The sequence below is a fragment of the Bradyrhizobium sp. CFUWI genome, assembly GCF_056429085.1.
Map to the genome: position 1 here is coordinate 59,701 of NZ_JBWJZE010000001.1, position 23,456 is coordinate 83,156.

At 65.0% G+C, this 23,456-nt stretch carries 22 protein-coding genes; 9 read left to right on the plus strand and 13 right to left on the minus strand.

The features are described 5' to 3' along the window. Positions 1-89: 89 nt before the first annotated feature. Positions 90-1,385, minus strand: a complete 1,296-nt coding sequence (locus AC066S_RS00310; RefSeq protein WP_126261011.1) for a hemolysin family protein — start codon at positions 1,383-1,385, stop codon at positions 90-92. Positions 1,386-1,625: 240 nt separating this feature from the next. Between AC066S_RS00310 and AC066S_RS00315 the strand changes: the two genes are divergently transcribed. Continuing rightward, on the plus strand, positions 1,626-3,701 hold the full coding sequence (locus AC066S_RS00315) for a methyl-accepting chemotaxis protein (RefSeq protein ID WP_478268652.1): 2,076 nt from the start codon (positions 1,626-1,628) through the stop codon (positions 3,699-3,701). A 6-nt stretch (positions 3,702-3,707) separates the two neighbouring features. On the opposite strand, the gene AC066S_RS00320 is transcribed toward AC066S_RS00315, so the two are convergent. From AC066S_RS00320 to AC066S_RS00340, 5 genes are all read right to left on the minus strand, one after another. Beyond that, positions 3,708-5,027, minus strand: a complete 1,320-nt coding sequence (locus AC066S_RS00320) for an ABC transporter ATP-binding protein (protein WP_478268653.1) — start codon at positions 5,025-5,027, stop codon at positions 3,708-3,710. Positions 5,028-5,040: 13 nt separating this feature from the next. Then, on the minus strand, positions 5,041-6,774 hold the full coding sequence (locus tag AC066S_RS00325; RefSeq protein WP_478268654.1) for an ABC transporter permease: 1,734 nt from the start codon (positions 6,772-6,774) through the stop codon (positions 5,041-5,043). 39 nt (positions 6,775-6,813) lie between these two features. Then, positions 6,814-8,760, minus strand: a complete 1,947-nt coding sequence (locus AC066S_RS00330; RefSeq protein WP_478268655.1) for a carbohydrate porin — start codon at positions 8,758-8,760, stop codon at positions 6,814-6,816. Positions 8,761-9,185: 425 nt separating this feature from the next. Then, entirely contained in the window at positions 9,186-9,449 is a 264-nt protein-coding gene (locus tag AC066S_RS00335; RefSeq protein WP_028133984.1) for a hypothetical protein, read from the minus strand. Between the two features lie 140 nt (positions 9,450-9,589). Next, positions 9,590-10,396 (minus strand): creatininase family protein, encoded by an 807-nt coding sequence (locus tag AC066S_RS00340; protein ID WP_478268656.1) that lies wholly within the window; start codon positions 10,394-10,396, stop codon positions 9,590-9,592. A 154-nt stretch (positions 10,397-10,550) separates the two neighbouring features. On the opposite strand from AC066S_RS00340, the gene AC066S_RS00345 reads away from it, so the two are divergent. The 7 genes from AC066S_RS00345 (at position 10,551) to AC066S_RS00375 (ending at position 16,309) form a co-directional block, all read left to right on the plus strand. Next, positions 10,551-11,573, plus strand: coding sequence for an ABC transporter substrate-binding protein (locus AC066S_RS00345; RefSeq protein WP_126261018.1), 1,023 nt, complete (start codon positions 10,551-10,553; stop codon positions 11,571-11,573). Between the two features lie 95 nt (positions 11,574-11,668). After that, entirely contained in the window at positions 11,669-12,484 is an 816-nt protein-coding gene (locus AC066S_RS00350; protein ID WP_126261019.1) for an ABC transporter ATP-binding protein, read from the plus strand. Next, positions 12,481-13,299 carry an ABC transporter permease gene (locus tag AC066S_RS00355; RefSeq protein ID WP_126261020.1) on the plus strand — a complete coding sequence of 273 codons (819 nt, stop codon included), beginning with the start codon at positions 12,481-12,483 and terminating at the stop codon, positions 13,297-13,299. Before AC066S_RS00350 ends, AC066S_RS00355 begins: the two co-directional genes overlap by 4 nt. Next, positions 13,299-14,288 (plus strand): 2-hydroxyacid dehydrogenase, encoded by a 990-nt coding sequence (locus AC066S_RS00360; RefSeq protein WP_478268657.1) that lies wholly within the window; start codon positions 13,299-13,301, stop codon positions 14,286-14,288. The genes AC066S_RS00355 and AC066S_RS00360 overlap by 1 nt, the downstream gene beginning before the upstream one ends. Further along, the gene (locus tag AC066S_RS00365; protein WP_478268658.1) at positions 14,288-14,980 is read left to right on the plus strand and encodes an AprI/Inh family metalloprotease inhibitor; all 693 of its coding nucleotides are present in this window, start codon (positions 14,288-14,290) and stop codon (positions 14,978-14,980) included. Before AC066S_RS00360 ends, AC066S_RS00365 begins: the two co-directional genes overlap by 1 nt. 102 nt (positions 14,981-15,082) lie before the next feature. Beyond that, a complete protein-coding gene (locus tag AC066S_RS00370; protein WP_126261023.1) occupies positions 15,083-15,457 on the plus strand; it encodes a hypothetical protein in 375 nt (124 codons plus the stop codon). Positions 15,458-15,604: 147 nt separating this feature from the next. Continuing rightward, complete coding sequence (locus tag AC066S_RS00375) at positions 15,605-16,309, plus strand: tetratricopeptide repeat protein (RefSeq protein WP_164719012.1); 705 nt, start codon at positions 15,605-15,607, stop codon at positions 16,307-16,309. Between the two features lie 138 nt (positions 16,310-16,447). Here the strand turns inward: AC066S_RS00375 and AC066S_RS00380 are convergent, their stop codons facing one another. The 5 genes from AC066S_RS00380 to AC066S_RS00400 all read right to left on the minus strand — a co-directional run bounded on the left by AC066S_RS00380 (position 16,448) and on the right by AC066S_RS00400 (position 20,204). Next, a complete protein-coding gene (locus AC066S_RS00380) occupies positions 16,448-17,002 on the minus strand; it encodes a CGNR zinc finger domain-containing protein (protein ID WP_478268659.1) in 555 nt (184 codons plus the stop codon). 45 nt (positions 17,003-17,047) lie between these two features. Beyond that, positions 17,048-17,374, minus strand: a complete 327-nt coding sequence (locus AC066S_RS00385) for an antibiotic biosynthesis monooxygenase family protein (protein WP_478268660.1) — start codon at positions 17,372-17,374, stop codon at positions 17,048-17,050. A gap of 35 nt (positions 17,375-17,409) precedes the next feature. Further along, complete coding sequence (locus AC066S_RS00390; protein WP_478268661.1) at positions 17,410-18,288, minus strand: alpha/beta fold hydrolase; 879 nt, start codon at positions 18,286-18,288, stop codon at positions 17,410-17,412. A 199-nt stretch (positions 18,289-18,487) separates the two neighbouring features. Beyond that, positions 18,488-19,201: a RadC family protein gene (gene radC, locus AC066S_RS00395; RefSeq protein WP_126261028.1), complete on the minus strand. Its 714-nt coding sequence runs from the start codon at positions 19,199-19,201 to the stop codon at positions 18,488-18,490. A 40-nt stretch (positions 19,202-19,241) separates the two neighbouring features. Next, positions 19,242-20,204: a DMT family transporter gene (locus tag AC066S_RS00400; RefSeq protein ID WP_478268662.1), complete on the minus strand. Its 963-nt coding sequence runs from the start codon at positions 20,202-20,204 to the stop codon at positions 19,242-19,244. A gap of 127 nt (positions 20,205-20,331) precedes the next feature. Between AC066S_RS00400 and AC066S_RS00405 the strand changes: the two genes are divergently transcribed. Then, positions 20,332-20,928, plus strand: coding sequence for a bifunctional transcriptional activator/DNA repair enzyme AdaA (locus AC066S_RS00405; RefSeq protein ID WP_478268663.1), 597 nt, complete (start codon positions 20,332-20,334; stop codon positions 20,926-20,928). A 14-nt stretch (positions 20,929-20,942) separates the two neighbouring features. Here AC066S_RS00405 and map read toward each other — a convergent pair whose 3' ends face one another. Continuing rightward, positions 20,943-21,761, minus strand: a complete 819-nt coding sequence (gene map / locus AC066S_RS00410; RefSeq protein ID WP_478268664.1) for a type I methionyl aminopeptidase — start codon at positions 21,759-21,761, stop codon at positions 20,943-20,945. A gap of 199 nt (positions 21,762-21,960) precedes the next feature. Beyond that, entirely contained in the window at positions 21,961-23,277 is a 1,317-nt protein-coding gene (locus AC066S_RS00415; protein ID WP_164719013.1) for a mechanosensitive ion channel family protein, read from the minus strand. Between the last annotated feature and the right edge of the window lie 179 nt (positions 23,278-23,456).

Genomic DNA, 23,456 nt, shown 5'->3' on the forward strand with positions numbered 1-23,456 from the left:
CGGAGCGCGCCGCAATCTCCGGTGTCGTCCCGGACGAGCGCGCTTGTCCGGGACGACAGCGGAGATTGAGGTTCGCGCTTTGGCTCAATTTACCCCGTCTCGACCTCGCTCAGCCGGCTCGCCAAGATCTTGTCGATCCTCCGCCCGTCGAGATCGACCACCTCGATGTGCCAGCCGCCGAAGTCGAAGGCATCGCCAGTGTTCGGCAGCGCGTTGAATTGTTGCAGCACGAGGCCCGCCACCGTGTTGTAGCGGTGCGGCGGCAATTCGACGCCGAGCAAATCGCCGAACTCGTCGACCGGCATCCAGCCGGAGATCAGGAACGAATCGTCCGCGCGCCTGACATAGGCCGGCTCCGGCGGTCCCGCTTCGGAATGGAAGGCGCCGACGATCGACTCGAGGATGTCGGTGGCCGTCACCATGCCCTCGAAGCCACCGTATTCGTCGTAGACGAAACCGACATGAACCGGAGCGGTCCTCAGAATGGTCAGCACGTCGCGCGCATCCGCCGACGCCGGGATGCCGGGCGCCTCGCGCACCAGCGCGCGCAGGTCGGGGTTGCGTTCGTTCATATAGGCGACCAGCAGATCCTTGGCCTGGAGCACGCCGATCGGCTTGTCGCGGTCGCCGTCGGAGACGGGAAAGCGCGAGTGCGGGCTCCTGGCGACGATCTCGCGAATCTCCTCAGGCGGGGCGTTCAGGTCGATCTCGTCGACCTCCGTGCGCGGCGTCATGACCGCGCCGACCGGCCGGTCGCCGAGCCGCATCACGCCGGCGATCATCTCCTTCTCGCCGGGCTCGAGCACGCCTGCACTCTCGGCCTCGCTGACAAGATGATGGATCTCGTCCTCGGAGACCTTCTCCTCGGCCTTGCCGCCGCGGCCGAGCAAAGTGAGGATCAGCTTGCCGGAGACGTCGAGCAGAAAGACCAGCGGCAGCGAGACCTTCGCGAGCACGTGCATGGCCGGCGCGACCCTCACCGCGATGCTTTCGGGGTCGCGCAGCGCCACCTGTTTCGGCACCAGCTCGCCGACGATCAGGGTGGCGTAAGTGATGAGCGTGACGACGAGGCCGACGCCGACGATGTCGGCAAGGCCGGGGGACAGGCCGAGCTCGAGCAGCCATTGCGTCAGCCGCTGTCCGAGCGTCGCGCCCGAGAATGCCCCGGAGAGCACCCCGACCAGCGTGATGCCGATCTGCACCGTCGAGAGGAATTTGCCGGGATCGGCCGCCAGCGTCAGCGCCCGCTCGGCTCCGCGCACGCCCTTGGCCGCGAGCAGCGACAGCCGCGCCGGACGCGACGAGACCACGGCCAGCTCGGACATGGACAGGAGGCCGTTGATCACGATCAGGACGACGACGATGACGAGTTCGACCGAGAGCATTCAGGTTCCGAGGTAACGGAGTGCGGCCAGAGCAGCGGCACCTGCCTTGATATAGGTATTCGGAGCGGAAATGCCGGCAATTTCGCCACATCTGGCCGACGGAACCCGTGCGCGACAACGTTACCGAAGCGTCCTTGACGACCCGATACTCCGCGGAACTACGGATTGATGCTTAACCGCCCCTTCATGGCCGGCAGCTAGATTTTCGACATTGCAGAAATATATTCGGGGAACTCCAAGATGCGGATCGGGAAACTTTTTGCGCTGTCGATGCTGACGGTGACGGTCTTTGCGGTCGTCCTCGGCGCCGAGGTGCTGATCCCCCAGACGCGCATCTTCACGAACCGCTCCGACGCGATCAAGACGGTCGACGCCTTCGGTGCGATGTTGACCGTCAGCCAGCATATCGCCGGGTTTCGTGCGCCCTATATCGGTCCGCTCTTCCAGGAAGCCGCTGCGACGCCGGCCCAGAGCGAAGCTGCCGGGAAGGCCGCCAAAACGGCCGATGCCGGATTCGAGGCGGCAAGGCGCGCCATCATGGTGCTCGATGACAGCGCAGCGATGATCGACATTCTGGATCGCACCGCCCGACGGCTCAAGGATATCTACACGGCGGCAGATCGCGCGATGAGCGTTCCCCTGGCGGCGCGCGACAGCGCTGTGGTCAAGGGCTTCCTGCCAGCCGTTGCCGAGGTCCTCAGCAATATCGAGCCGGTCATGAACCAGCTCGAAGGGCAGGTCGTCAACGCCGATTCCTCGCTTGCGGCGCTCTTGAGCCTGGCGCGAACGGCGCAGGATCTGCGTGTCTCGGCCGGCAGCCGCGCCGCCACCTTGTCACCGGCTCTGTCCACACGCCGTCCGCTGGTGGCCGCCGAAATCTCGTTGATGGACCGCATGCAGGGACGTGTCGAAGCCGACCGCGAGCGCATCGAGGCCGGCATGCAGCAGCTCGGCAATCCGCCCCGGATCGCCACCGCGCTGAAGGCGGCGACGGAGTCCTATTTCGGAAAAGCAGCCCCGATCGTGGAGCAGGCGATGCCCGCGGCCCGCGGCGACGGCAAGTATGGCGTCAACGCCGAGGAGCTGGCGAAGGTGATCGTCCCTGCCATCCAGATGTTCTACGGCGTGCGCGACGCCGCGCTGGCCGAAGCGGCCGAGCGCGCCACGGCTGCGCGCAACGGCGCCCTGGCGATGCTCGCGCTGGCGGGCGTCGCGGTGCTGGCTTTGCTCGGAACGCTCGGTGGCGTGACCATGATGCTGCGCAAGCGCGTGGTGGCACCGCTCGGCCGGATCGCGGACGTGATCGGAACGCTCGCCGCCGGACAGCACGAGGTCGAGATTCCCACGACCGGCCGCGACGACGAAATCGGCCGGGTGGCGGGCTCGCTGCAGCACTTCAAGGATTCGCTGCTCGCCAAGAAAGCCGCCGACGAGGCCGCTGCGGTCGAGGCCGAGGCGAAGCTGCGGCGCAGCCAGCGCATGGACCAGATCGCGCGCGAGTTCGAAGCCATGATCGGCGACGTCATCAACACGGTGTCGTCGGCCTCGTCCGAGCTGGAAGTGTCCGCGGGCACGCTGACGAGCACCGCCGACCAATCGGAGAAGGTCACCGCAACTGTTGCGGCCGCCTCCGAGCAGGCTTCCACCAACGTGCAGACCGTTGCCGCGGCGGCCGAGGAGATGGCCTCGTCGGTCGACGAGATCAGCCGCCAGGTGCAGGATTCCGCGCGCATTGCCGGCGAGGCGGTGCAGCAGGCGGGGCGGACCAACGACCATGTCGGCGAGCTTGCCAAGGCTGCAGGGCGGATCGGAGATGTCGTCGAGCTCATCAGCCAGATCGCGGGCCAGACCAATCTTCTCGCCCTCAACGCCACCATCGAGGCGGCGCGCGCCGGCGAGGCCGGACGCGGCTTCGCCGTCGTCGCCTCCGAGGTCAAGGCGCTCGCCGAGCAGACCGCCAAGGCCACCGGCGAGATCAGCCAGCAGATCTCGGGTATCCAGACCGCGACGGAGGAATCCGTCGGCGCCATCAAGGCGATCGGCGACACCATCACCCGCATGTCGGAGATCGCCTCCGCGATCGCCTCGGCGGTCGAGGAGCAGGGCGCGGCGACGCGGGAGATTTCCCGCAACGTGCAGCAGGCCGCGCGCGGCACCCAGCAGGTCTCCGCCAGCATCGTCGACGTGCAGCGCGGCGCAAGCCAGACCGGCTCGGCGTCCGCCAACGTGCTGGCGTCGGCGAGATCGCTGTCCGGCGAGAGCAGCCGTCTCAAGGTCGAGGTCGGCAAGTTCCTCGACGCGATCCGGGCGGCGTAGACGGGGTCAAACACCCTCGCCGGGATTCTCCAGGCTGAACGTCTCGGACTGCTCGTCATAGGCGAACAGCTCGGCGTAGCGTCCCCAGGACACGACCGTCTTCAGCGTCTCGTCCGCATAGCCCTCGGACATGTAGTCCTCGAGCTCGTTGCGGAAACGCGCGGCCGGTGCCGTGTGCGAGGGACGTTCGTCGAGCACGCGGCGGATCAGTCCGATGACCGGCACGTAGGAAACCAGATGCTCCGCGAACAATCGCTTGCGTGCGTCGGTCTCGAGATGGGCGAAGCGCCGGCCGGCATCGGTGAGCATCAAATCGCCCTCGCTGAGCTGGGCGAAGCGCAGCAGCTGCAAGGACTCGCCGAGATGCAGGATCTCGTCGGCCTCGAACTGGAGCTGGCTTGCGAGCACGGGCAGGTCGGCGTGCCCGTGATAGGGTGGGCTCGCCAGGGCCTCGATCAGTCCGGACAATACGTTCGACGACACGTGGTGCAACGTCATGCCGACGCCGGTGCCCGGGATCCCCTCATGGGAAGGCATTTTGGGCTCGGCGCGCTGGGTCATGCGCGCGTAGATGCTGTCGACGAGCTGCCGGAAATAGGGATCGAGCCGGTTGCGCGGATGCGGCATGTCGACCTTGATCTCGGCGGCGACGCGGCCCGGATTGGACGAGAACACCAGGATGCGGTCGCACATCAGAACCGCTTCCTCGATATTGTGCGTCACCATCAGGACCGACTTGATCGGCAACCGGCCTTCGGTCCAGAGGTCGATCACATCTGTGCGCAGCGTCTCGGCGGTGAGGACGTCGAGTGCGGAGAATGGCTCGTCCATCAGCAAGAGGTCGGGATGGACGACCAGCGCACGGGCAAAACCGACGCGCTGGCGCATGCCGCCCGACAGTTCCTTGGGGTAGGCGGATTCGAAGCCGTCGAGGCCGATCAGGTCGATCGCGGCGAGCGCGCGCTTGCGCCGCACGGTGGTCTCGATGCCGAGTGCCTCCAGTCCGAGCTCGACGTTCTGGAGCACCGTCAACCAGGGAAACAGCGCGAACGACTGAAATACCATGGCGATCCCGTTCGGCGGACCGACGATGGTGTCGCCGCGGCAGGTCGCGCTGCCCGAGGAGGGCGTGACGAGGCCCGCGATGATCCGCAGCAAGGTGGACTTGCCGGATCCGGAGCGGCCGAGCAGGCCGACGATCTCGCCCGATCGGATCGTGAGGTCGACCCCGTCCAGCACCAGCAGCTGCTCGCCGCTGCCCTTCGGAAACGAGCGGGAGAGGTTCCGGATGTCGATGAGGGCGGATGGCTCTACCTGGTCAAGCATGGATTCCTCCTCATCAGCCGAGGCGAAGGCGGCGCTCGCCGAAGGCATAGAGTGGCCGCCAGAGCAGGCGATTGAACAGCGTCACCATGATACACATCGCGGCGATGCCGAGCACGACCCGCGGAAAGTCGCCGGCCTCCGTCGCCGTGGCGATATAGGCTCCCAGCCCGGTGGCCTGCAGATGCGTGTCGCCCCAGCTGGCGACCTCCGCGACGATGGACGCGTTCCATGAGCCGCCGGACGCCGTGATCGCGCCGGTGATGTAATAGGGAAAAATGCCGGGCAGGATCACCTTGAACCACCAGCGCCATCCGCCGAGATGGAAGCTGCTCGCGGCCTCGCGCAAATCGCCCGGAAAGGCGCTCGCACCCGCGATCACGTTGAACAGGATGTACCACTGCGTGCCCAGGATCATCAGCGGGCTCAGCCAGACATTGGCGCTCAACCCGTAGTGGACGATGAGAGAGACGAAGACCGGAAAGGCGAGGTTGGCCGGGAACGCGGCGAAGAACTGCGCAAGCGGCTGCACACGCTCGGCAAGCTTTGGACGAAGTCCGATCCACACGCCCACGGGCACCCAGATCAGCGTGGCGAGGCTGATCAGCACGACCACGCGCAACAGCGTGATGAGCCCGCTGCCGATGACGACGAGAACGTCGGACATTCCGAGACTGGCCGAGAGGTAGCGATAGGTCAGCCAGGCGGCATAGGCCGTGCCGGCGAGGACCAGGGCGATCCACAGCGTGTCGACGAGGCGGGACGGACGGCCCTTGCCGCTTCCCGCAGGAGACAGTGTCGGCAGCGGGACGCGCAAATTCGAGACCATCCTGTTCGCCGCCGCGAAGGGGCGCGTGAGGGCGCGCAGCGCCCGGGTGCGACGGAACAGGTCGAGCATCCAGGAGGTCGGCGCGTCGCCGGAGGCGGTTTGCTCGAACCGGAACTTGTCCGCCCAGGCGACGATCGGGCGAAACAGCAGCTGATCATAGGCGATGATCACGAGCAGCATGGCGAGGATGGCAAAGAGGATTGCGGACAGGTTCTGCTGCTGGATGGCCAGCGCGACGTAGGAGCCGACACCCGGCAGCGTCACCGTGGTGTTGCCGACGGTGATCGCCTCCGAGGCCACCACGAAGAACCAGCCGCCCGACATCGACATCATCGCGTTCCAGATCAGGCCCGGCATCGCGAAGGGCACGTCGAGGCGCCAGAAGCGCTGCCAGCCGGAGAGGTGGAAGCTGCGCGTGGCCTCCTCGAGGTCCTTCGGCACGTTGCGCATCGACTGGTACATGCTGAAGGTCATGTTCCAGGCCTGGCTGGTGAAGATCGCAAACACGGACGCGAGCTCGGCGCCCAGTACCTGGCCCGGAAACAGGTTCATGAAGAACACGACGGTGAATGTCAGAAAACCCAGGATCGGCACCGATTGCAGGATGTCGAGCAGCGGGATCAACACCATCTCGGCGCGCCGGCTCTTGGCGGCGATCGCCGCATAGACGAAGGTGAAGATGGTGGAGCAGACGATCGCGAGCAGCATCCGCAACGTCGTGCGCAGCGCGTAAAGCGGCAGGTTCGACGGGTCGAGCGATACCGGCGTCAGCTCGAGCTCCGACAGCGGCGCCGTGGTCTGCTCGCCGCCATAGACGATCAGCACCAGGGCGCCGACCACCAGGATCAGCGCGGCGATGTCCCAAACATTGGGACGCAGCGCCTGCCCGATGGCGGCGCTGCGAGAATCCTGGAGCTTCATGCGGCCTGCCCTTCTGGAAGGTTGGGCTGAAGTGCTGGGCTAGAACTCGGCGTGCAGGCGGCCCGAGAAGATCGAGACCGGGCCGCGGTCGGCGTTATAGGCCGGGTTCGTGATGAACTGGTAATCGAACGTCATCGTCGTCCAGGAATTGAGCTTCCAGGCATAGTAGGCTTCGAGGATGCGTTCCGGACTGTAGTTGAGCCGCCCGTCGCCGATCAGCAGGCCGGTGCCGCCGGCGGCGAGGAAATCGCGATGCGCGTCGGAGAGCCCGTTGACGGCGCCGCCGATGCCGATCGTATCGTCCGGCCGCCCCCAATGGCTGCCCTTGATCGACAGGCCGCCCGATACGCTGCGGTCGATGTCGGTGAAGGACAGGATCTGGTTCTGGCCGTCATTCCAGCTTGCGCGCGCGAACAGCCCGACGTCCTTGACGATCTGCTGCTCGAGGTTGACGTAGAAGCCGTATTTCGAACGGTCGCGCTGGTTGGCGATCGTGATGTCGTTGATGTCGAGCGCAGGGTTGGCAGCGGCGATCGCGACCACCTCGCGGTAATTGGCGGTGTTGCCGCTGTTGTAGAACGTGCCAAGCCGCAGCTTGCCGGGTTGGTCGAAGATCGAGTGGCGCTCTTCGAACTCGACGACGGCGCCGCCGGTCTTGAACACCAGCACGTCGCTGTTGGGCGCATCGGGGACCTGGAACAGGCCGGCGCGGACCGCCCAATCCTTGCGATTGAGCTCGACCACGGCGCCGCGGGTGTAGCCGGGCAAATCCGCGGGGAAGTCGTAAGCGGCCGACGACCACATCGCCCAGTTCATGAAGTCGGCGCGGGGATCCTTGGCGTAGGAATTGCCGTCGAAGAAATCGCCGACGGCGAAGCGGCCGACGATCAGCGTGACGCGGTCGATGTCACGCTTGCCCGCGAGCTGGTTCGGGGCGTCAGGCACTTCCTCCTGCTCGCCGCCGAGGCCAAAGGTCTGCCTGAAATAATAGCGTTGCGCGCGGATTCTCGGAAACGGCGCGCCGGCCTTCTGCGCCTCGCCGTTGGAGAAGCCGGCGAGGCCGAGCGTGCCGTTGATGCCGAAGCCCTGCGCCAGTTCGGGATTGAAGTAGAACTCGCCGCCGTCCCACAGCCGCGCGCCCAGGAAAGCCGTGGTCGTCCAGGTCGCCTGAAACTGGCCGCCGCCGGGAAGGCTCTGCGGGCTCGCATAGGGCGAGTGGATCGGGCCATAGCCTTGCGGCAGCACGGTGGTCTGGGCGTGGACGTTCCAGTCGCCGGACTCCGGCAGCTTCGTCTTGCCGTTGACCGGCGCCATCCAGGGCGTATCGCCGAAATGGTAGTTGAGGCCGAGCTTGAAGAGGTGAACGCGCGGCTCGACATTGACGTTGGCGAGACCGAATTCGCCGAGATCGTAGGTTCGGCGCGACAGCGCGACGTAGTCGTACTCGGCCTTCGCGGTCCAATTGCCGCTGACGGCGAATTCGAGACCGAGTCCCGCGGTCCAGCCGGTATGATATTTGCCGACCGGGAACAGCTCGGTGACGCCGTCGGCATCGTTGACATTGATATGGGTGTGCCCCCAGGCGAAACCGCCGGTGACGAAGGGCATGAAGCGATCGAAGGCATAGCCGATGCGGCCGCGCACGGTGCCGACATAATCGATCGTGGTGTTGAACGGAGCCGGGGCGCGCTGGTGCGCGGGAACATCGAGCGGGCCGGGAAACGTGGAGTCCGCTTCGATGCCGAGAACGACATTGTTCGCAAGCTGGCGATTGTAGCCGAGCTGGTACCCGCCGGTGAGGCCGGTGGCGGTGTGCGGCAAGGCCACGCCCTGCAAGGGCAGTGGGTTGGTGCCGGGTCCGAAGCTGGCGTCGCCGTAGCCGAAATGACCGCCGACATAGAACCCGGTCCAGTCGTAGAGGGTCTTTGCCGCGCGTGCCTTCAGCGGCAGATCGGCCGCATGGCCTGTTACAGGAAAAGCCAGCATGACCGAGGCAATCGCCGCGGCCGTCCGCAAATACCTGTAGCGGTGATCTCTCAAAGTCAAAACGCACGCCCCCAACGCGAATGTCATCCATCCACCGCGACATCCCTGCCGATTCGCGGCGGCCCTGTCACTAGGTCTTAGGCGCCCGCGCACCGCCGAGATGATCTCGGCTCTAGCCGGCTTCGTCCCAAGTTCCTGAACCCGAGACAAACCTTATTGCGATTAATTCGCAATAGTAACTGATAAGGATTGCCGTAGAGGATGGTTCGCACCGCTGTGTGACGAGGATGCAACAATTCCGGCGGCCCTAAAATGAATGACCCCGCCCGGGGGGACAGCCGGGCGGGGTCGGGGCACGACACGGGGTGGATGAGGCGCCCGTGTCGGACGCAGGATCCACGTTAGATCGGCCTCAGGTACTCAAATCAGTAGCAGGTACGAACGCGGCCGACGTACTGGCCGAAGGCGTTGTACTGGGCGACCCAGCCGCAGCGGTGATAGCCGTGATAATAGGGGTCGTTGCTGGCGGCGATCGCGGAGCCGACGACGGCGGCGGTGGCGATGCCGGCGCCCACACCCCAGACCCAGCCGGGCTGCTTGGCTTCGGCCTGCGAGGTGGTGGACACGATGCTGCCGGTCAGGGCGAGCGTGGCGAGAGCGGCGGCGGCAAGCTTGGTCTTGATCGACATGAGAAACTCCATCCGGGGTTGAGGCGGTCCGTTGTGGCCCGCGTGCCCAGTTGGACGGAGGCTCCTCGCGTCCGGTTCGAATGCGGCAAATCCGCTGCCGGAGACGAGAGCTTTCGCGAATGATTCCAGCAGGATATTGGCTAGCCGAGGGGCCCCTTGGCGAGACTGTTCACGTCGAAGTTATCGACCTCGCCGAGCAGCTCGCAAAAGGCGCGCGCGCCCTGGTCGAGCAGCTGCTCGCCTTTCGCCGGCTCAGCCAATGTCGCATTGCCGATCGCGCCGCTGGCGTTCAAATCCTGCGCCTGCCAGGCGAACGGTGCCGGCCGCTGCGTCGACAGCCAGCGATATTGCTTTTCCAGTGCGATGCTGCTCGCGGCAAAATCGGCGATCGCGGCTTGACGCACCTGATCGGGATAGCGCGCCAGCATGATCGAGGTCTCGATCGCGCCGCCATGAATGCCGTGGCGCACTTCCTCCGCCGGGAATAGCTTGTCGGCGCCTGAAAGCCGCGACCACGACGTCGTCACCACGAACAGTTTTTGATGCGCGCGAAGATCCTGCGCGACCAGCATCATCGCCGCGCTGTTGCCGCCATGGCTGGTGATGATGACGAGCTTCTTCACGCCGCGCCGCGCGATGTCTTCGCCGATCCCGGTCCATCGCTTCAGCGCGACCTCGGTCGGCAGCGTCTGCGTGCCCGGATAGTCGATATGCTCGGTGGAGATCCCGACCGGCTCAACGGGCAGGAACGTCGCTGGAACGCTGGTGGGCAACAGCTCGCGCGTGCGCGCCAGATAGGCGTCCGCGATCAGCACGTCGGTTGTGACGGGCAGATGCGGGCCGTGCTGCTCGGTCGCCGCCAGCGGCAGCACCGCGATCCAGCGCGCCGTCTCCGCAGCGGGCGCATCGGCCCAGCGGATCTCGGTCCAGTCGCGGGACGGCGTCATCAAGGTTTCTTTGCCCGAATTTGTCACGTAATTTGGGTTATCAGGGGGATGCGGACCCGGCCGGCGCGCGTCCCCCGATGTCATGCGGTTCTATCGCGTTGCGCTCATATGAGCCAGACGCGATTGGGCTTCAAGCGAACGACGGAGTGCCATTATGACCCACTTTCATCTGCGGCGAACGCTCACGGCGGGCCTCTTCGCCGCCCTCGTTTCTCTCGTGCCGGCGCGGGCCGAGACGCTCGACAAGGTCACTTTCGGCACCAACTGGGTCGCCGAGGCCGAGCATGGCGGCTTCTTCCAGGCGGTCGCCGACGGCACTTACAAGAAATACGGCCTCGACGTCACCATCGTCCCCGGCGGTCCCAACGAGAACAACCGGATGCTGCTGATCGCCGGCAAGATCGATTTCTTCATGGCCGCGAACACGCTGATGTCGTTCGACGCGGTCGCCAACAACGTCCCCGTCGTGACCATCGCCGCGATCTTCCAGAAAGACCCGCAGGTGATGCTGACGCAGCCGGATGTCAAGGTCAGCAAGATCGAGGATCTCAAGCCGCTGACGCTGTTCGTCTCCAAGGAGGGTATGGGCAGCTATTTCCAATGGCTGAAATCCGAATACGGCTTCAGCGAGAAGAACGTCCGCCCCTATAATTTCAATCCGCAGCCCTTCATCGCCAACCCCAAGAGCGCCATGCAGGGCTACGTCACTTCCGAGCCCTTTGCGGTCGAGAAGGCGGCGGGCTTCAAGCCCAACGTGCTGCTGCTGGCCGATTACGGCTTCAACACCTATTCGACCCTGATCGAGACCCGCCGTGACATCGTCGAGAAGAAGCCCGATCTGGTCCAGCGCTTCGTCGATGCCTCCATGATCGGCTGGTACAATTACATCTACCGCGACAATTCCGCCGGCAACGCCCTGATCAAGCAGCTCAATCCCGAGATGACCGACGATCTGCTCGCCTATTCCGTCGTCAAGATGAAGGAGCACGGCATCGTCGATTCCGGCGACTCCTTGAAGAACGGCATCGGCGCGATGAGCGACGAGCGTTACACCTCCTTCTTCAACAAGATGGTCAAGGCCGGCGTCGTGAAGGCGGATCTCGACTTCCGCAAATCCTATACGCTGCGCTTCGTCAACAAGGGCGTCGGCGTCGAGCTGCGTCCGAACAAGCCGTAGCGTATGTTGAGATTTGGCACGCCGGTGCGGCTCGGTCTCACCTCTCCCCGTTGGGGAAAGGTGAAGAGTGCTCGAAACGCGGCAGCCAGCAATCGATGACAGAGCGCTCGACCTCGCCCGCCGTCGAGGCGAGCCTGACGGCTCTCGCCGTCAGCCTGCGCGGCGTGACGAAGACCTACGACAACGGCGTCATGGCGCTCGGCCCGTTCGACCTCGCGGTGCGCAAGGGCGAGTTCATCTCGCTGCTGGGCCCGTCCGGCTGCGGCAAGTCGACGGTGCTGCGGCTGATCGCGCAGCTCAGCGCGCCGTCCTCCGGGATCGTGCGGGTGGCGCGCCACGAGGGCGAGCTGCAGCCGGGGCACGGCATCGGCTTCGTGTTCCAGGAGCCGACCCTGATGCCCTGGGCCAATGTGCGCGAGAACGTGCGGCTGCCGCTCAAGCTTGGCGGCGTGGCGAAGGCCGAGGGGCGCGCGCGTGCCGACGCCGTCCTGGACAGGGTCGGGCTTGCCGATTTCGCCGATGCCTTTCCGCGCGAGCTTTCCGGCGGCATGAAGATGCGGGTCTCGCTGGCGCGCGCGCTGGTCACCGATCCCGATATCCTGCTGATGGACGAGCCGTTCGCGGCGCTCGACGAGATCACGCGCTTCCGCCTCAACAACGATCTGCTCGCGCTGTGGCGAGCTCTCGGCAAGACCGTCATCTTCGTAACCCATTCGGTATTCGAATCCGTCTACCTGTCCCAGCGTGTGGTGGTGATGACGGCGCGGCCGGGCCGCATCCAGGCCGATATCCGCATCGAGACGGTCGAGCCGCGCGGCGAAGAATTTCGCACCTCGACCGCCTACGGCGACTACTGCCGCAAGGTCTCGGGCGCGCTGGCGCCGTCCTATTCGGGGCAGCCGCCGCTATGAGCGCCCAGCCCGGCATCGTCGCCAAGCCGCGAGGCGCGCAGCGCGCGCTGCGCCTGGTGCTTCCCGTCATCGTGTTCGCGGCCGGCCTCGTCGCCTGGGAACTGGTGGTCCGCCTCAAGGAGATCCCGCCTTACGTGCTGCCGGCGCCTTCCATCATCATCCTGACGCTGATCAAGGATTGGCAGGTGCTGTCGCAATCGCTGGCGACCACGCTGCTGACCACGCTCGAAGGTTTCCTCGCGGCCAGCATCGGCGGCATCGCGCTGGCGCTGTTGTTCAACCAGTCGAAATGGGTGGAATACTCGCTGTTCCCCTATGCGATCGTGCTCCAGGTCACGCCCGTCATCGCGATCGCGCCATTGTTGCTGATCTACCTGGAACAGCAGACCGCGGTCGTGGTCTGTGCCTTCATCGTCGCCTTTTTTCCGGTGCTGTCCAACACCACGCTCGGGCTCAATTCGGTCGATCGCAACCTCGCCGGCCTGTTCCAGCTCTATGGCGCATCAAAGCCGCAGACGCTGCGCTTCCTCAAGCTGCCGGCGGCGTTGCCCTACATTCTCGGGGGCTTGCGCATCGCGGGCGGCCTGTCGCTGATCGGCGCGGTCGTGGCCGAGATCGCGGCGGGAACGGCGGGCGCCGGCTCCGGGCTCGCCTACAGGATCGCGGAATCGGGCTATCGATTGAACATACCCCGCATGTTCGCAGCGCTGCTTTTGTTGTCGCTGGCCGGGATTGTCATCTATGGGGTGCTGGCGCTAGTTTCGCACCTCGTTTTACGGCGCTGGCATGAGAGCGCGCTTGGAAAGGAAAACTGATGGCTGCCGGTTCGATTTCGTCCGAAAAGATCGACCTTCTGATCTATGGGCCGGTGCGGCCGATCCTCGAGAACGGGTTTTCCGACCATTTCGTCGTGCACAAGGCCGAGACGCACGGCGACCTCGAACGGCTGACGCCGGCGATCCGCGAGAGGATCCGCGGCGTCGCCGTGACTTATCACACCGTCCGCGCCGACAGGGGTTCATTGTCGCAACTGCCCAAGATCGAGATGGTGGCGAGCTTCGGCGTCGGCTACGACCACATCGATGCCAAATACGCGGCCGAGCACAACATCATCGTCACCAACACGCCCGACGTGCTGACCGAGGAGGTCGCCGACGTCGCGATGGGCCTTCTGATCGCCACCTTGCGCGAGTTCATCAAGGCCGACCGCTATGTTCGCTCCGGGCTGTGGCAGACGCAGAACTACCCGCTCAGCGTCGGCTCGCTGCGCGACCGCAAGGTCGGCATCGTCGGCATGGGCCGGATCGGCCAGGCCATCGCGCGGCGGCTCGATGCCTCGCTGGTGCCGGTGGTCTATCACTCGCGCAACCCCTCCAAGGACGTCTCCTACAAGCACTATCCCGACCTGATCGAGATGGCGAAGGCGGTGGACACGCTGATGGTGATCGTGCCCGGCGGCGCCTCGACCAACAAGATGATCAATGCCGAGGTGCTGAAGGCGCTCGGCCCGCGCGGCGTTCTGATCAACGTCGCGCGCGGCTCCGTGGTCGACGAGCCGGCGCTGGTGCAGGCGCTGAAATCGGGCACCATTCTTGCCGCAGGCCTCGACGTGTTCGCGGCCGAGCCGAACGTGCCGGACGAGCTCAAGGCCATGCAGAACGTCGTGCTGCTGCCGCATATCGGCTCGGCCTCGGTGGTGACGCGCAACGCGATGGACCAGCTCGTGGTCGACAACCTCAAATCCTGGTTCGCCGGCAAGGCACCGTTGACGCCGGTGGCCGAGACGCCCTTCAGGGGACGCTGATGACAGCTCTTCGGGCCGTCGCATTCGCCGTCGCGGCCTGCTTGGCCGCGATCGGCGCTGCACATGCGCAGGATGCGACGAGCCTGAAGAAGTCGATGCCCGGGCAGTGGGAGCTCTCGACCACCGAGCGCAGCAAGACCTGCGTCGTCACGATGAAGGGCGATGCCGCAGGCCAGGGCTACAAGCTGGAGCTGGAGCCGGCCTGCAAGACCGCGCTGCCTTTCACCAAGAGCATCGTCGCCTGGAGCGTCAGGGGCCTCGACATCGTGCGCTTCCAGGACGCGACCGGCGAAGCCGTGATCGACTTCACCGAGGTCGAAGCCGGCATCTTCGAAGGCCTGCGCCAGGGCGAGGGCGTCTACATCCTGCAGGATCTCGCCGCGGCCCGCTCGATGGCCAAGTCGATGGACCAGATGATCGGCGACTGGGCGATGGTGCGCGGCAACGGCCAGCCGGTGTGCGGGCTGACGCTGACCAACACCGAGACGAGCCCCGACAATTTCCAGGTCTTCCTCAAGCCGAAATGCGACGCGGCGATCGCGCAGTTCAATCCGGCGCAATGGCGGCTCGAGCGCGGCCAGATCATCCTGATGTCGAAATCGGGCGATGTCTGGCAGTTCGAGGCCGACGACAACGCGCAATGGCGGCGCGTCCCCGACACCGCCGATCCCCTGATCATGCTGCGCCAGTAGCCGGCCCGACATACGCCGCCGCCGAATGCCGCCGCGCGAAGGCGGAACCCGCAGACCGGGCATCTCGTTGACGGAAGAAGTGATTTCGTTGGGAGATACGGCATGGCCAAGCGCATTCTCGCGATCGGCATCGAACCGGGCAATGCGGATTACAGCGCATTTCCGCAGATCACGCCCGAACATGTCCGCGGCTACATCGAGGCCCAGCTGCTGCGTCTGCGCGGCCTCGGCTTCGAGGTCACGAGCTGCCTGATCGATCTCGATGCGACGGCCGAGGCCGCCGTGACCGCGGCCTTGCGCGACGAGCGCTTCGACTGCATCGTGATCGGCGCCGGCCTGCGCGAGCCGAAGGAGCGCCTCGTGCTGTTCGAGAAGGTGCTCAACCTCGTCCACCGCCTGGCGCCGGAGGCCGCGATCTGCTTCAACACCACGCCCGCCGACACGGTCGAGGCGGTGCAGCGCTGGGTCGAGCCGTGAGATTGAATTCGGCCTCCCGGCGGTAGGGGCTGGGCCGGTTTCGACCCTTCGCCCCGGTACTGAATTCGAAATCTCGGCCAGCTTCGAACTTTGTCTCCCCCTCGCGTGACCAAAGACATAATGGTCAGAAGTCGATCGGGATTTGACATGAAATTCGCTGTCCTGGCTTTTTCGTGCCTTCTATTCCTATCGATACCCGCCGATGCAGATGACGCCGGCACCTTCAATGCGATGGTGGCTTTGGCTGATCAAGGAGATGCCGAGGCGCAATACCATGTCGGCATGATGTATAATAACGGCATCGGCACACAGCAGGATCGCGGCCGAGCGTTCGAGTGGTTCCAGAAATCGGCTGCGGCCAACGATCCGCTGGGGGCCTACAAGCTTGGCTGTTATTTTGACGGGCAAGGCGCGGGTATCGTCGCAACCGATTTCGATCAAGCATTGAAATACAAACTCGTTGCCGCCAAGGCGGGTTATGCGCGCGCCCAGCATGACGTCGCTCTCATGTATGACCGACAAGGGAATTCGGAAGAAGCGCTGAAATGGTGGAAGATGGCAGGCGAGCAGGGGCTTCCCTCTGCCCTCTTCAGCCTGTCCCGTGCGTATTCTGCCGGAAAGGGAACGCCGAGAGATCTGTCCCTGTCGTATGCGTATTTCAAGCTCTCGCAGCTGGCGCCGGCAAAGAATGTGAATGAGATGGCTTCCATGCTATCCAAGCCGGAACGCGAGAGGGCCGACAAACTGGTGGCCGCCTGGGAGCCGCAACCGACCGCGTTGACGCTCAAGGCATTGAGCGGCATCAGGGCCGCAGATGAGCACCTGAGAGTCGCCAAGAGCCAGGCGCACTGATTGCACCGAAGCGCGATGGCATAGTTTGATTGGTCGCCGCCGCGCTCGTTCCTGTACCGCTTGCGCGAGAGCCGGCGTCGGTCGCACGCTGCCCAACATCAACGGATGTGCCGCGCTCTGATCGTCGCGCCCGGTCAATCAGCTTGGGCTGCGCCGAAAGGCCTGCTTCTTCGCACGGTTTCCGCAGGTGCTCATCTCGCACCAGCGCCGGGACCCGTTCTTTGTTCGGTCAATGAACAGCCAGCGGCAGTCATCTGACGGACATTGCTTCAGGCGCGATAGCTCATCGCTCCGAAGCAAGTCAAGTGCAGACCAGGCGACGGCGCCGGTGATGGAGTCGATGCCCTGGAAACGCAGAGATACTGGACGTCCTGCCAGCGAGGCGGTGCGGAGCGCCTTCGCGGCATAGTCGCGGATGATGTCCAGCGCAGCTCGGGGAGACGGCTTGCCTGCCGCGATCGCCGAGCCAACCTCGCCGATGGCCAGGCGAAGATCGAGGATGCCCTTCATCAGCGCCTTGTGATCTGCGGGACGAACAGCGAAGTGGCCGTCGGTCAGGCCGGCTGCTCTCGACCATGCCAGGATGTCCGCGGGCGTTGCCAGATGGTCGATTTCCCGGTCTGTCCCGCGCCAGCTGATGGTGTTGGCAAGGTCGAGGGCGAGGTTACCTGCGACGCGATGCGGGAGTGACATTGGACACGCCTTGCTCGCCCCCGGCACGTCTGCTCATGATTGCCTTCAGCGCAAATTCTGATCGTTGACGAGGATGCGGTGGATTTCGATTCGTTCGGGGAGTTCGATCAGGAGCTCGGCATCGCGATCGAGATGATGGACCTTGGTGGGGGCTCCCTTCGTGAAGGCGGTCATGGCCTCGATAGTAGGCCAGTATGAGATGGTCGTGAACCAGGTCTCCTCCTCGCGGTCCTCACGGAAAAGCTGGACTCCCAGCGCAACCTTTTGCAGCGGTGGAATGCCTTCGGCCCGGATATAGGCTTCATACGTGTCTGCGACATCCGGTCGGGTATGCCCCCGCCAGATTCGTGCAATGGTCGGCTTTGTCGGCATGACGATCTCCTTTCAGGCTCTATCTCCACTCACGTTCAGGGCAAGGTCCGCGAAAGAAAATCGCGAACGAGCGGCAGGGCTTGCTCGAAATGCGTCTCCAGCAACCAATGGCCGGCCTCCGCCAGGAGATGAACCTCCGCATCCGGCAGATCGCGCAGGTAAGCGCGCGCCGACGGCTCGGGCATGTAGCCGTCCTGCGGTCCCCACACGATCAACGTCGGCGGTCGCCGCTCGCGCAGATAGGATTGGTAGCGCGGAAACCATTCGAGATTCTGTTCCAGCTTTTCCATCAGTCCGATCGAAATCGCCCGGCGCGTCGGCGTGTCCATCAGCGGCCAATGCAGCTTCCAAAGATCGGGTGGCACGCGGGCGGCGACCGCGTCGGAGACCTCGCCGACGAATTCATGGCGGAATCCGTCCTCGCTCACCGCCTCCTCGAGCATTCGGTGGTTTTCAGCCGACTTGTCCGCCCACCATGCCTTGATCGCCGCGTATTTTGGACCAAGGACGTCCGCATAGATGTCGCCGTTCTGAATGATCAGCGCTGCAATCCGGTCGGGATTGGCGATGGCGTGCCGCAGGCCGATCTGCGAGCCGTAATCGTGCAGCCACAGCACGTAGCGCTCCAGCCGCAGCGCATCGGCGACATCGGCGAGCACGCCGGCATAGGCGTCGAAGTCGTAGCCGAATTCAGCGGGATCTGGCGTGTCACTGTAGCCGAAGCCCGGCCAGTCGAAAGCGACGGTGCGCCATCGGTCGGCCAGCGCCGGCATCAAGCGTCGGAACTGGAAGGAAGAACAGGGATAGCCGTGAGGCAGAAGCAGGACAGGGGCCTCGCTCGGGCCGGCCTCTCGCAAGAAGAGATTGTGCCCGTTGACAACCGCCCATCGATGGCTGACGCCGATATCAGACATGGATTCTCCGTCTCAGACTGTACCGGTAAAACCCATTTAGCCGGTTCTCGTTCCCCCCTTGCGGCGCATTCGATCACGATCGGGTTTCCTTCGCATGCGGAACCGCTTCCCGTTCCGCGCTGGGGTCTCGTTCGGAGGTGCGGCGAGCGAAGGGGCGTCGCTGCGAACGTCAGCAGCAAGTTCTGTGGCAGTGAGCAGCCTAGATCAGCCGCATTCCGCGCAGGCTGGAATGCCCGCTTTTCCCGACGATGATGTGATCGTGGACGGCAATGCCGAGCGGCTTGGCGATGTCGATGATCGCTTTCGTCATCTGGATGTCGGCCTGCGACGGCGAGGGATCGCCGGAGGGGTGGTTGTGCACCAGGATCAAGGCCGTCGCCGATAATTCCAACGCGCGCTTGATCACTTCGCGCGGATAGACCGGGGTGTGGTCGACGGTGCCGGTCTGCTGCACCTCGTCGGCGATCAGCTGGTTGCGCTTGTCGAGGAAGAGCAGGCGAAACTGCTCCTTGTCGGCGAACGCCATGCTGGAGCGGCAATAGTCGATCACCTCGTTCCAGGACGACAGCGCATTGCGGCTGTTGACCTCGCCCCGGGTCACGCGGCTCGCGGCGGCGGCAATCAACTTGAGCTGGTTGATCGCGGATTCGCCGATGCCGTCGACCTCGCGCAGCCGCGCCACCGGCGCATGCACGACCTCGGCGAACGAGCCGAACGTCTTGATCAGCGCCTTGGCCAGCGGCTTGGTGTCGCGCCGCGGCAATGCCGGAAACAGCGCCATCTCCAGCAATTCGTAGTCGCTGAGCGCATCCGCGCCGGCGTTGTAGAAGCGCTCGCGCAGCCGTTCGCGATGGCCGTGATAGTGCGGCACCTCGTCAGGCTTGCTCTTGTCGTGGTCTCGCTTGGCGGGCATCGGCCGCCAGCATTGCCGGGAGCTAGCGTTTTTGCAACCGTCAATTGCGGGGCGCGCCGGCCGGCGTCCTGATGGTCGGTGCGCGCGCGGGCGCCGTGACCGCCACCACCCCGGCGAGAATGAGCGCCATTCCGGCAACGCTGGACCAGCTCAAGTGTTCGCCGAGAATGGCGGTGCCGAGCGCCACGGCGAATCCCGCACGCAGATAGCTCCCGCTGGTCGTGCCGAGCGGGCCGAGCGTGCGGATCAGGCGGAAATAGATCACCATCGCCAAGGCTGTGCAGACCACGCCGAGCGCGATCAGTGCTGCGATTGCCTGCGCGGGCGGCTGCGCCAGCCTCCACGGCTGTTCGAGAGCCGCGGCGGTCGGGAGCATCAGTACCGTGGCGCAGCTCATCGCCCCTGCTGCGGTGACGATCGCGGGATGGCCCGAGAACCGCTGCCCCCAGATCGGTGCGAGCGCGTAGCACAAGCTCGCGCCGAGCACCGCCATCTGGGCCAGTGGCGCCGCCGTGCCGATCCCGGACAGCGCGTCGATGCCCATGGTCAGGGCCACGCCCGCAAGGCCGAGCGCAACGCCGACGATCTTGCGGCCGCCGATCGTCTGCCGTCCGCGCCCGGTCATGACAGCGATCACCAGCACGAACATCGGTGGGGTCGCATTGAGCACACCGGCAAGCCCGCTGGCGATATGCATTTCGCCCCAGCTGATCAGGGTAAAAGGCAGCGCGCTTTGCAGCAGCCCCTGCACGAACAAGGCGGCCCAGACCGATTGCCCGCGAGGAAGGACGTGGCCCTGCGCGGTCGCAATCAGGATCAGAAGCATCGCGGCTATGGTCACGCGAGCGGCGACCATCGTGAACGGCGGGATCGTTGCGACAGCGAGCTTGATGAGCGTGAACGAGCTGCCCCAGATCAGCGAGAGCAGCAGCAGGAGCCCGACCTCGATTGCGAGATTGGTCGTCGTGTGTTGCGCCTGTGTGTGTTGTGCCTGTGTGCTCATGCGATTTGCTCCTGGATCGACACCATGATCCGGAGCAGCGGCGCGGGCTGGCTGAATTCGGACCTCGTCGCCCGGTGACGTCCGATTTCAGCTACTCGGTGCGCTGCATCGAAACTATGATTTGGTCATGGCGAAGAATTCAGCCGAGCGGCAAACGCTGCCACCGCATCTCGACTGGGAGACCTGCGATCGGGCCCGGTTGGCGCGCGCCCGCGCATTCGACGGCCTGTTCTTTTCCGGGGTTCGCTCGACGCGCATCTATTGCCGGCCGGTCTGTCCGGTGCGCCCGGCGCGCTCGGAGAACGTCACCTTCTATGCGACCGCGGCTGCCGCCGAGCGGGCCGGCTTTCGCCCGTGCCTGCGTTGCCGCCCTGAAACGGCGCCGGGCTCGCCCGCCTGGATGGGAACGGCCACTACCGTCGCGCGCGGCATGCGCCTGATCCATGACGGCTTTCTGGACCGGGCGTCGATGAGCGAGCTTGCGGAAGCCCTTGGCGTCGGGCCGCGCCATCTGCTGCGCCTGTTCATGCGCCATGCCGGCGCGAGCCCGAGCGATATCGCGGCAACCCGCCGCGTGCAGGAAGCCAAGCGTCTGATCGATCAGACCGACATGACGTTGGCGGAGATCGCGTTTGCGGCGGGCTTCGGCAGCGTGCGCCGCTTCAACGACGCTTTCGCGGCGACCTATAAGAGAGCGCCATCGTCATTCCGCCGCCGGCGCTAGCCGACGCGTCGGGATCACCCGATCTGCTTCTCGCCGTGCCGCTCCGACAGCGTGAAGATCTCGACGCCGGTGGCGGTGACGCCGACGGAGTGCTCGAACTGTGCCGACAGCGAGCGGTCGCGGGTGACGGCGGTCCAGCCGTCCGAGAGGATCTTCACATGCGGCTTGCCGAGATTGATCATCGGCTCGATGGTGAAGAACATGCCGGGCTTGAGCTGCACGCCTTCGCCCGGACGGCCGATATGGATGATGTTCGGCTCGTCGTGGAACATGCGGCCCAAGCCATGGCCGCAGAAATCACGCACCACGCTCATGCCCTGCGGCTCGACGAAGCTCTGGATGGCGTGACCGATGTCGCCGGTGGTGGCGCCGGGCTTCACCGCGGCGATGCCGCGCATCATCGCCTCATACGTCACCTCGATCAGCCGCTCCGCCTTGCGGGCGATCGGGCCGACCGCATACATCCGGCTGGAATCGCCGTACCAGCCGTCGACGATGAAGGTGACGTCGATATTGACGATGTCGCCTTCCTTCAGCGGACGATCGCCGGGCATGCCGTGGCAGACCACGTGATTGAGCGAGGTGCAGGTCGAATAGCGATAGCCGCGATACATCAGCGTCGCCGGGTAGGCGCCATGGCTGAAGGCGAAGTCGCGGACGAATTGGTCGATGCGCTCGGTCGGCACGCTGGGCCCGACGATGTCGGTGAGCTCGTCCAGGCATTTCGCCACCAGGGCGCCCGCCTTGCGCATGCCGGCAAAGGCGGCCGGCCCATGCAGCTTGATCTGTCCGGTCTTGCGCAGCGAGGTATCGGTGGCTTCGACGTAGCTCATGCTTGTGCAGTCTTCCTTGGGCGGTCTTCCGGGCTGATCGCGATTGTCGGTGGAAAGGCTTGATTTCAGGCCCCAATTTAATGATTGCGGGCCTTCATGCAAGCCGAGGCAGGGCGTTTTCGAGCGAAGTGGCTAACCGGTTCGCGTGAAGAAAACGCGTCAAAACAAGATCCTTGCCAGCCTTGGTTGCGAAAGCGGCCTAATTCGGGACTTCTACGGTGGTTTCCACCGGCAGCGCGCCGCCGCGGATGCGGATTTCGCGGACGGGGTAGGGAACCCGGATGCCCTCCTGCTTGAAGGCGTCCCACAGCGCCAGCATCACGTCGCTCTTGACCTTGTCCATGCCGTCGGGGTCGGCGATCCAGAAGGTCAATGAGAACTTCATGCCGGCTTCGGCGAACTCGGTGAGGATGCAGGTCGGCGGCTTGCCTTTCTGCGCGCGCGGATGGGCTTCGGCGATCTCGGCCGCGAGCTTGCAGACCACTTTCGGGTCGGCATCGTAATTGGTGCCGAAGGCGATCTTCACCAGCGTGTTCTTGTCGGTATAGGTCCAGTTGACGACCTTCTGCGTCACCAGGTCCTCGTTCGGCACCAGGAACTCGCGGCCGTCGCCGGCGGCGACGGAAATATAGCGCGTCTTCATCGCGCTGATGCGGCCGGTATTGTCGCCGATGGTGACGAGGTCGCCGGGCTTCACCGACTTGTCGGCGAGCAGGATGATGCCGGAGATGAAATTGGCGACGATCTTCTGCAGGCCGATACCGATGCCGACGCCGACCGCGCCGGAGAACACCGCGAGCGCCGACAGGTCGATGCCGACCGCGCCGAGCGCGATGACGATGGCGACGGCCAGAAGCCCGATGCGGATGATCTTGACCAGCAGCACCTGCACCGACGGCGTCAGGTCGGCGGTCGCGTTGATCCGGCTCTCGGCGAAATTGCTGGTGATGTTGGTGGCCCAGAGCGCGATGAGGAGCAGCGCGCCGGCCTTGATTGCCAGCAGCGGGGTCAGCCTGAGGCCGCCGAACACGATGGCGTAGGCATCGAGCAGGTCGACGGTCGCATCGAACTGCCCGAGGATGGACAGCGCGGCGACGAACCACGCCGTGATCGACACCAGCTTGACGATGAAGGCATTGCGCAGCACCGAAGTCACGAGCCGGATCACGAGCCAGGCCAGCCCGAGCTTGGCGGCGACCATGAGCAGATAGGAGCGGCTCGGCCAGGTCGCGTGGTACATCACGAGGCGTGAGATGATCACGAGTAGAGTGAACACCGCTGTCGAGGCGCTGGCGACCATCACCCGGGCGAAGTGCCGGAGCGGCAGCGGCCAGCGCATCGCCAGCGAGGTCATGTCGACCCGGTTGCGGACGGCGGTCTCCGCCGCATAGGCGATGCCGGCCGCGACCAGAATGAGCCCGAATTGCAGGTAGAACCAGGGCGAGGAGATCTCCGCCCCGACGCTGCGCGCGGTGGTCTGCACGAACTCCATGAAGTCCTTGAGGTCCATGTCCATCGGTCTCGTCGGCAAGCGGGGAGGAATTGATTCGAGGGAGCCGCAGAATCCCACAAAGGGCACGGCCGGGCCACCGATACACCGGCATGTGATGGACGTTAAGGCCGTAAAAGCGGCCAGATTGCCGCGAGATGCGAAAATGGGTTGGCGCGCGGAGGCGGCGACGATAGAGATGCATG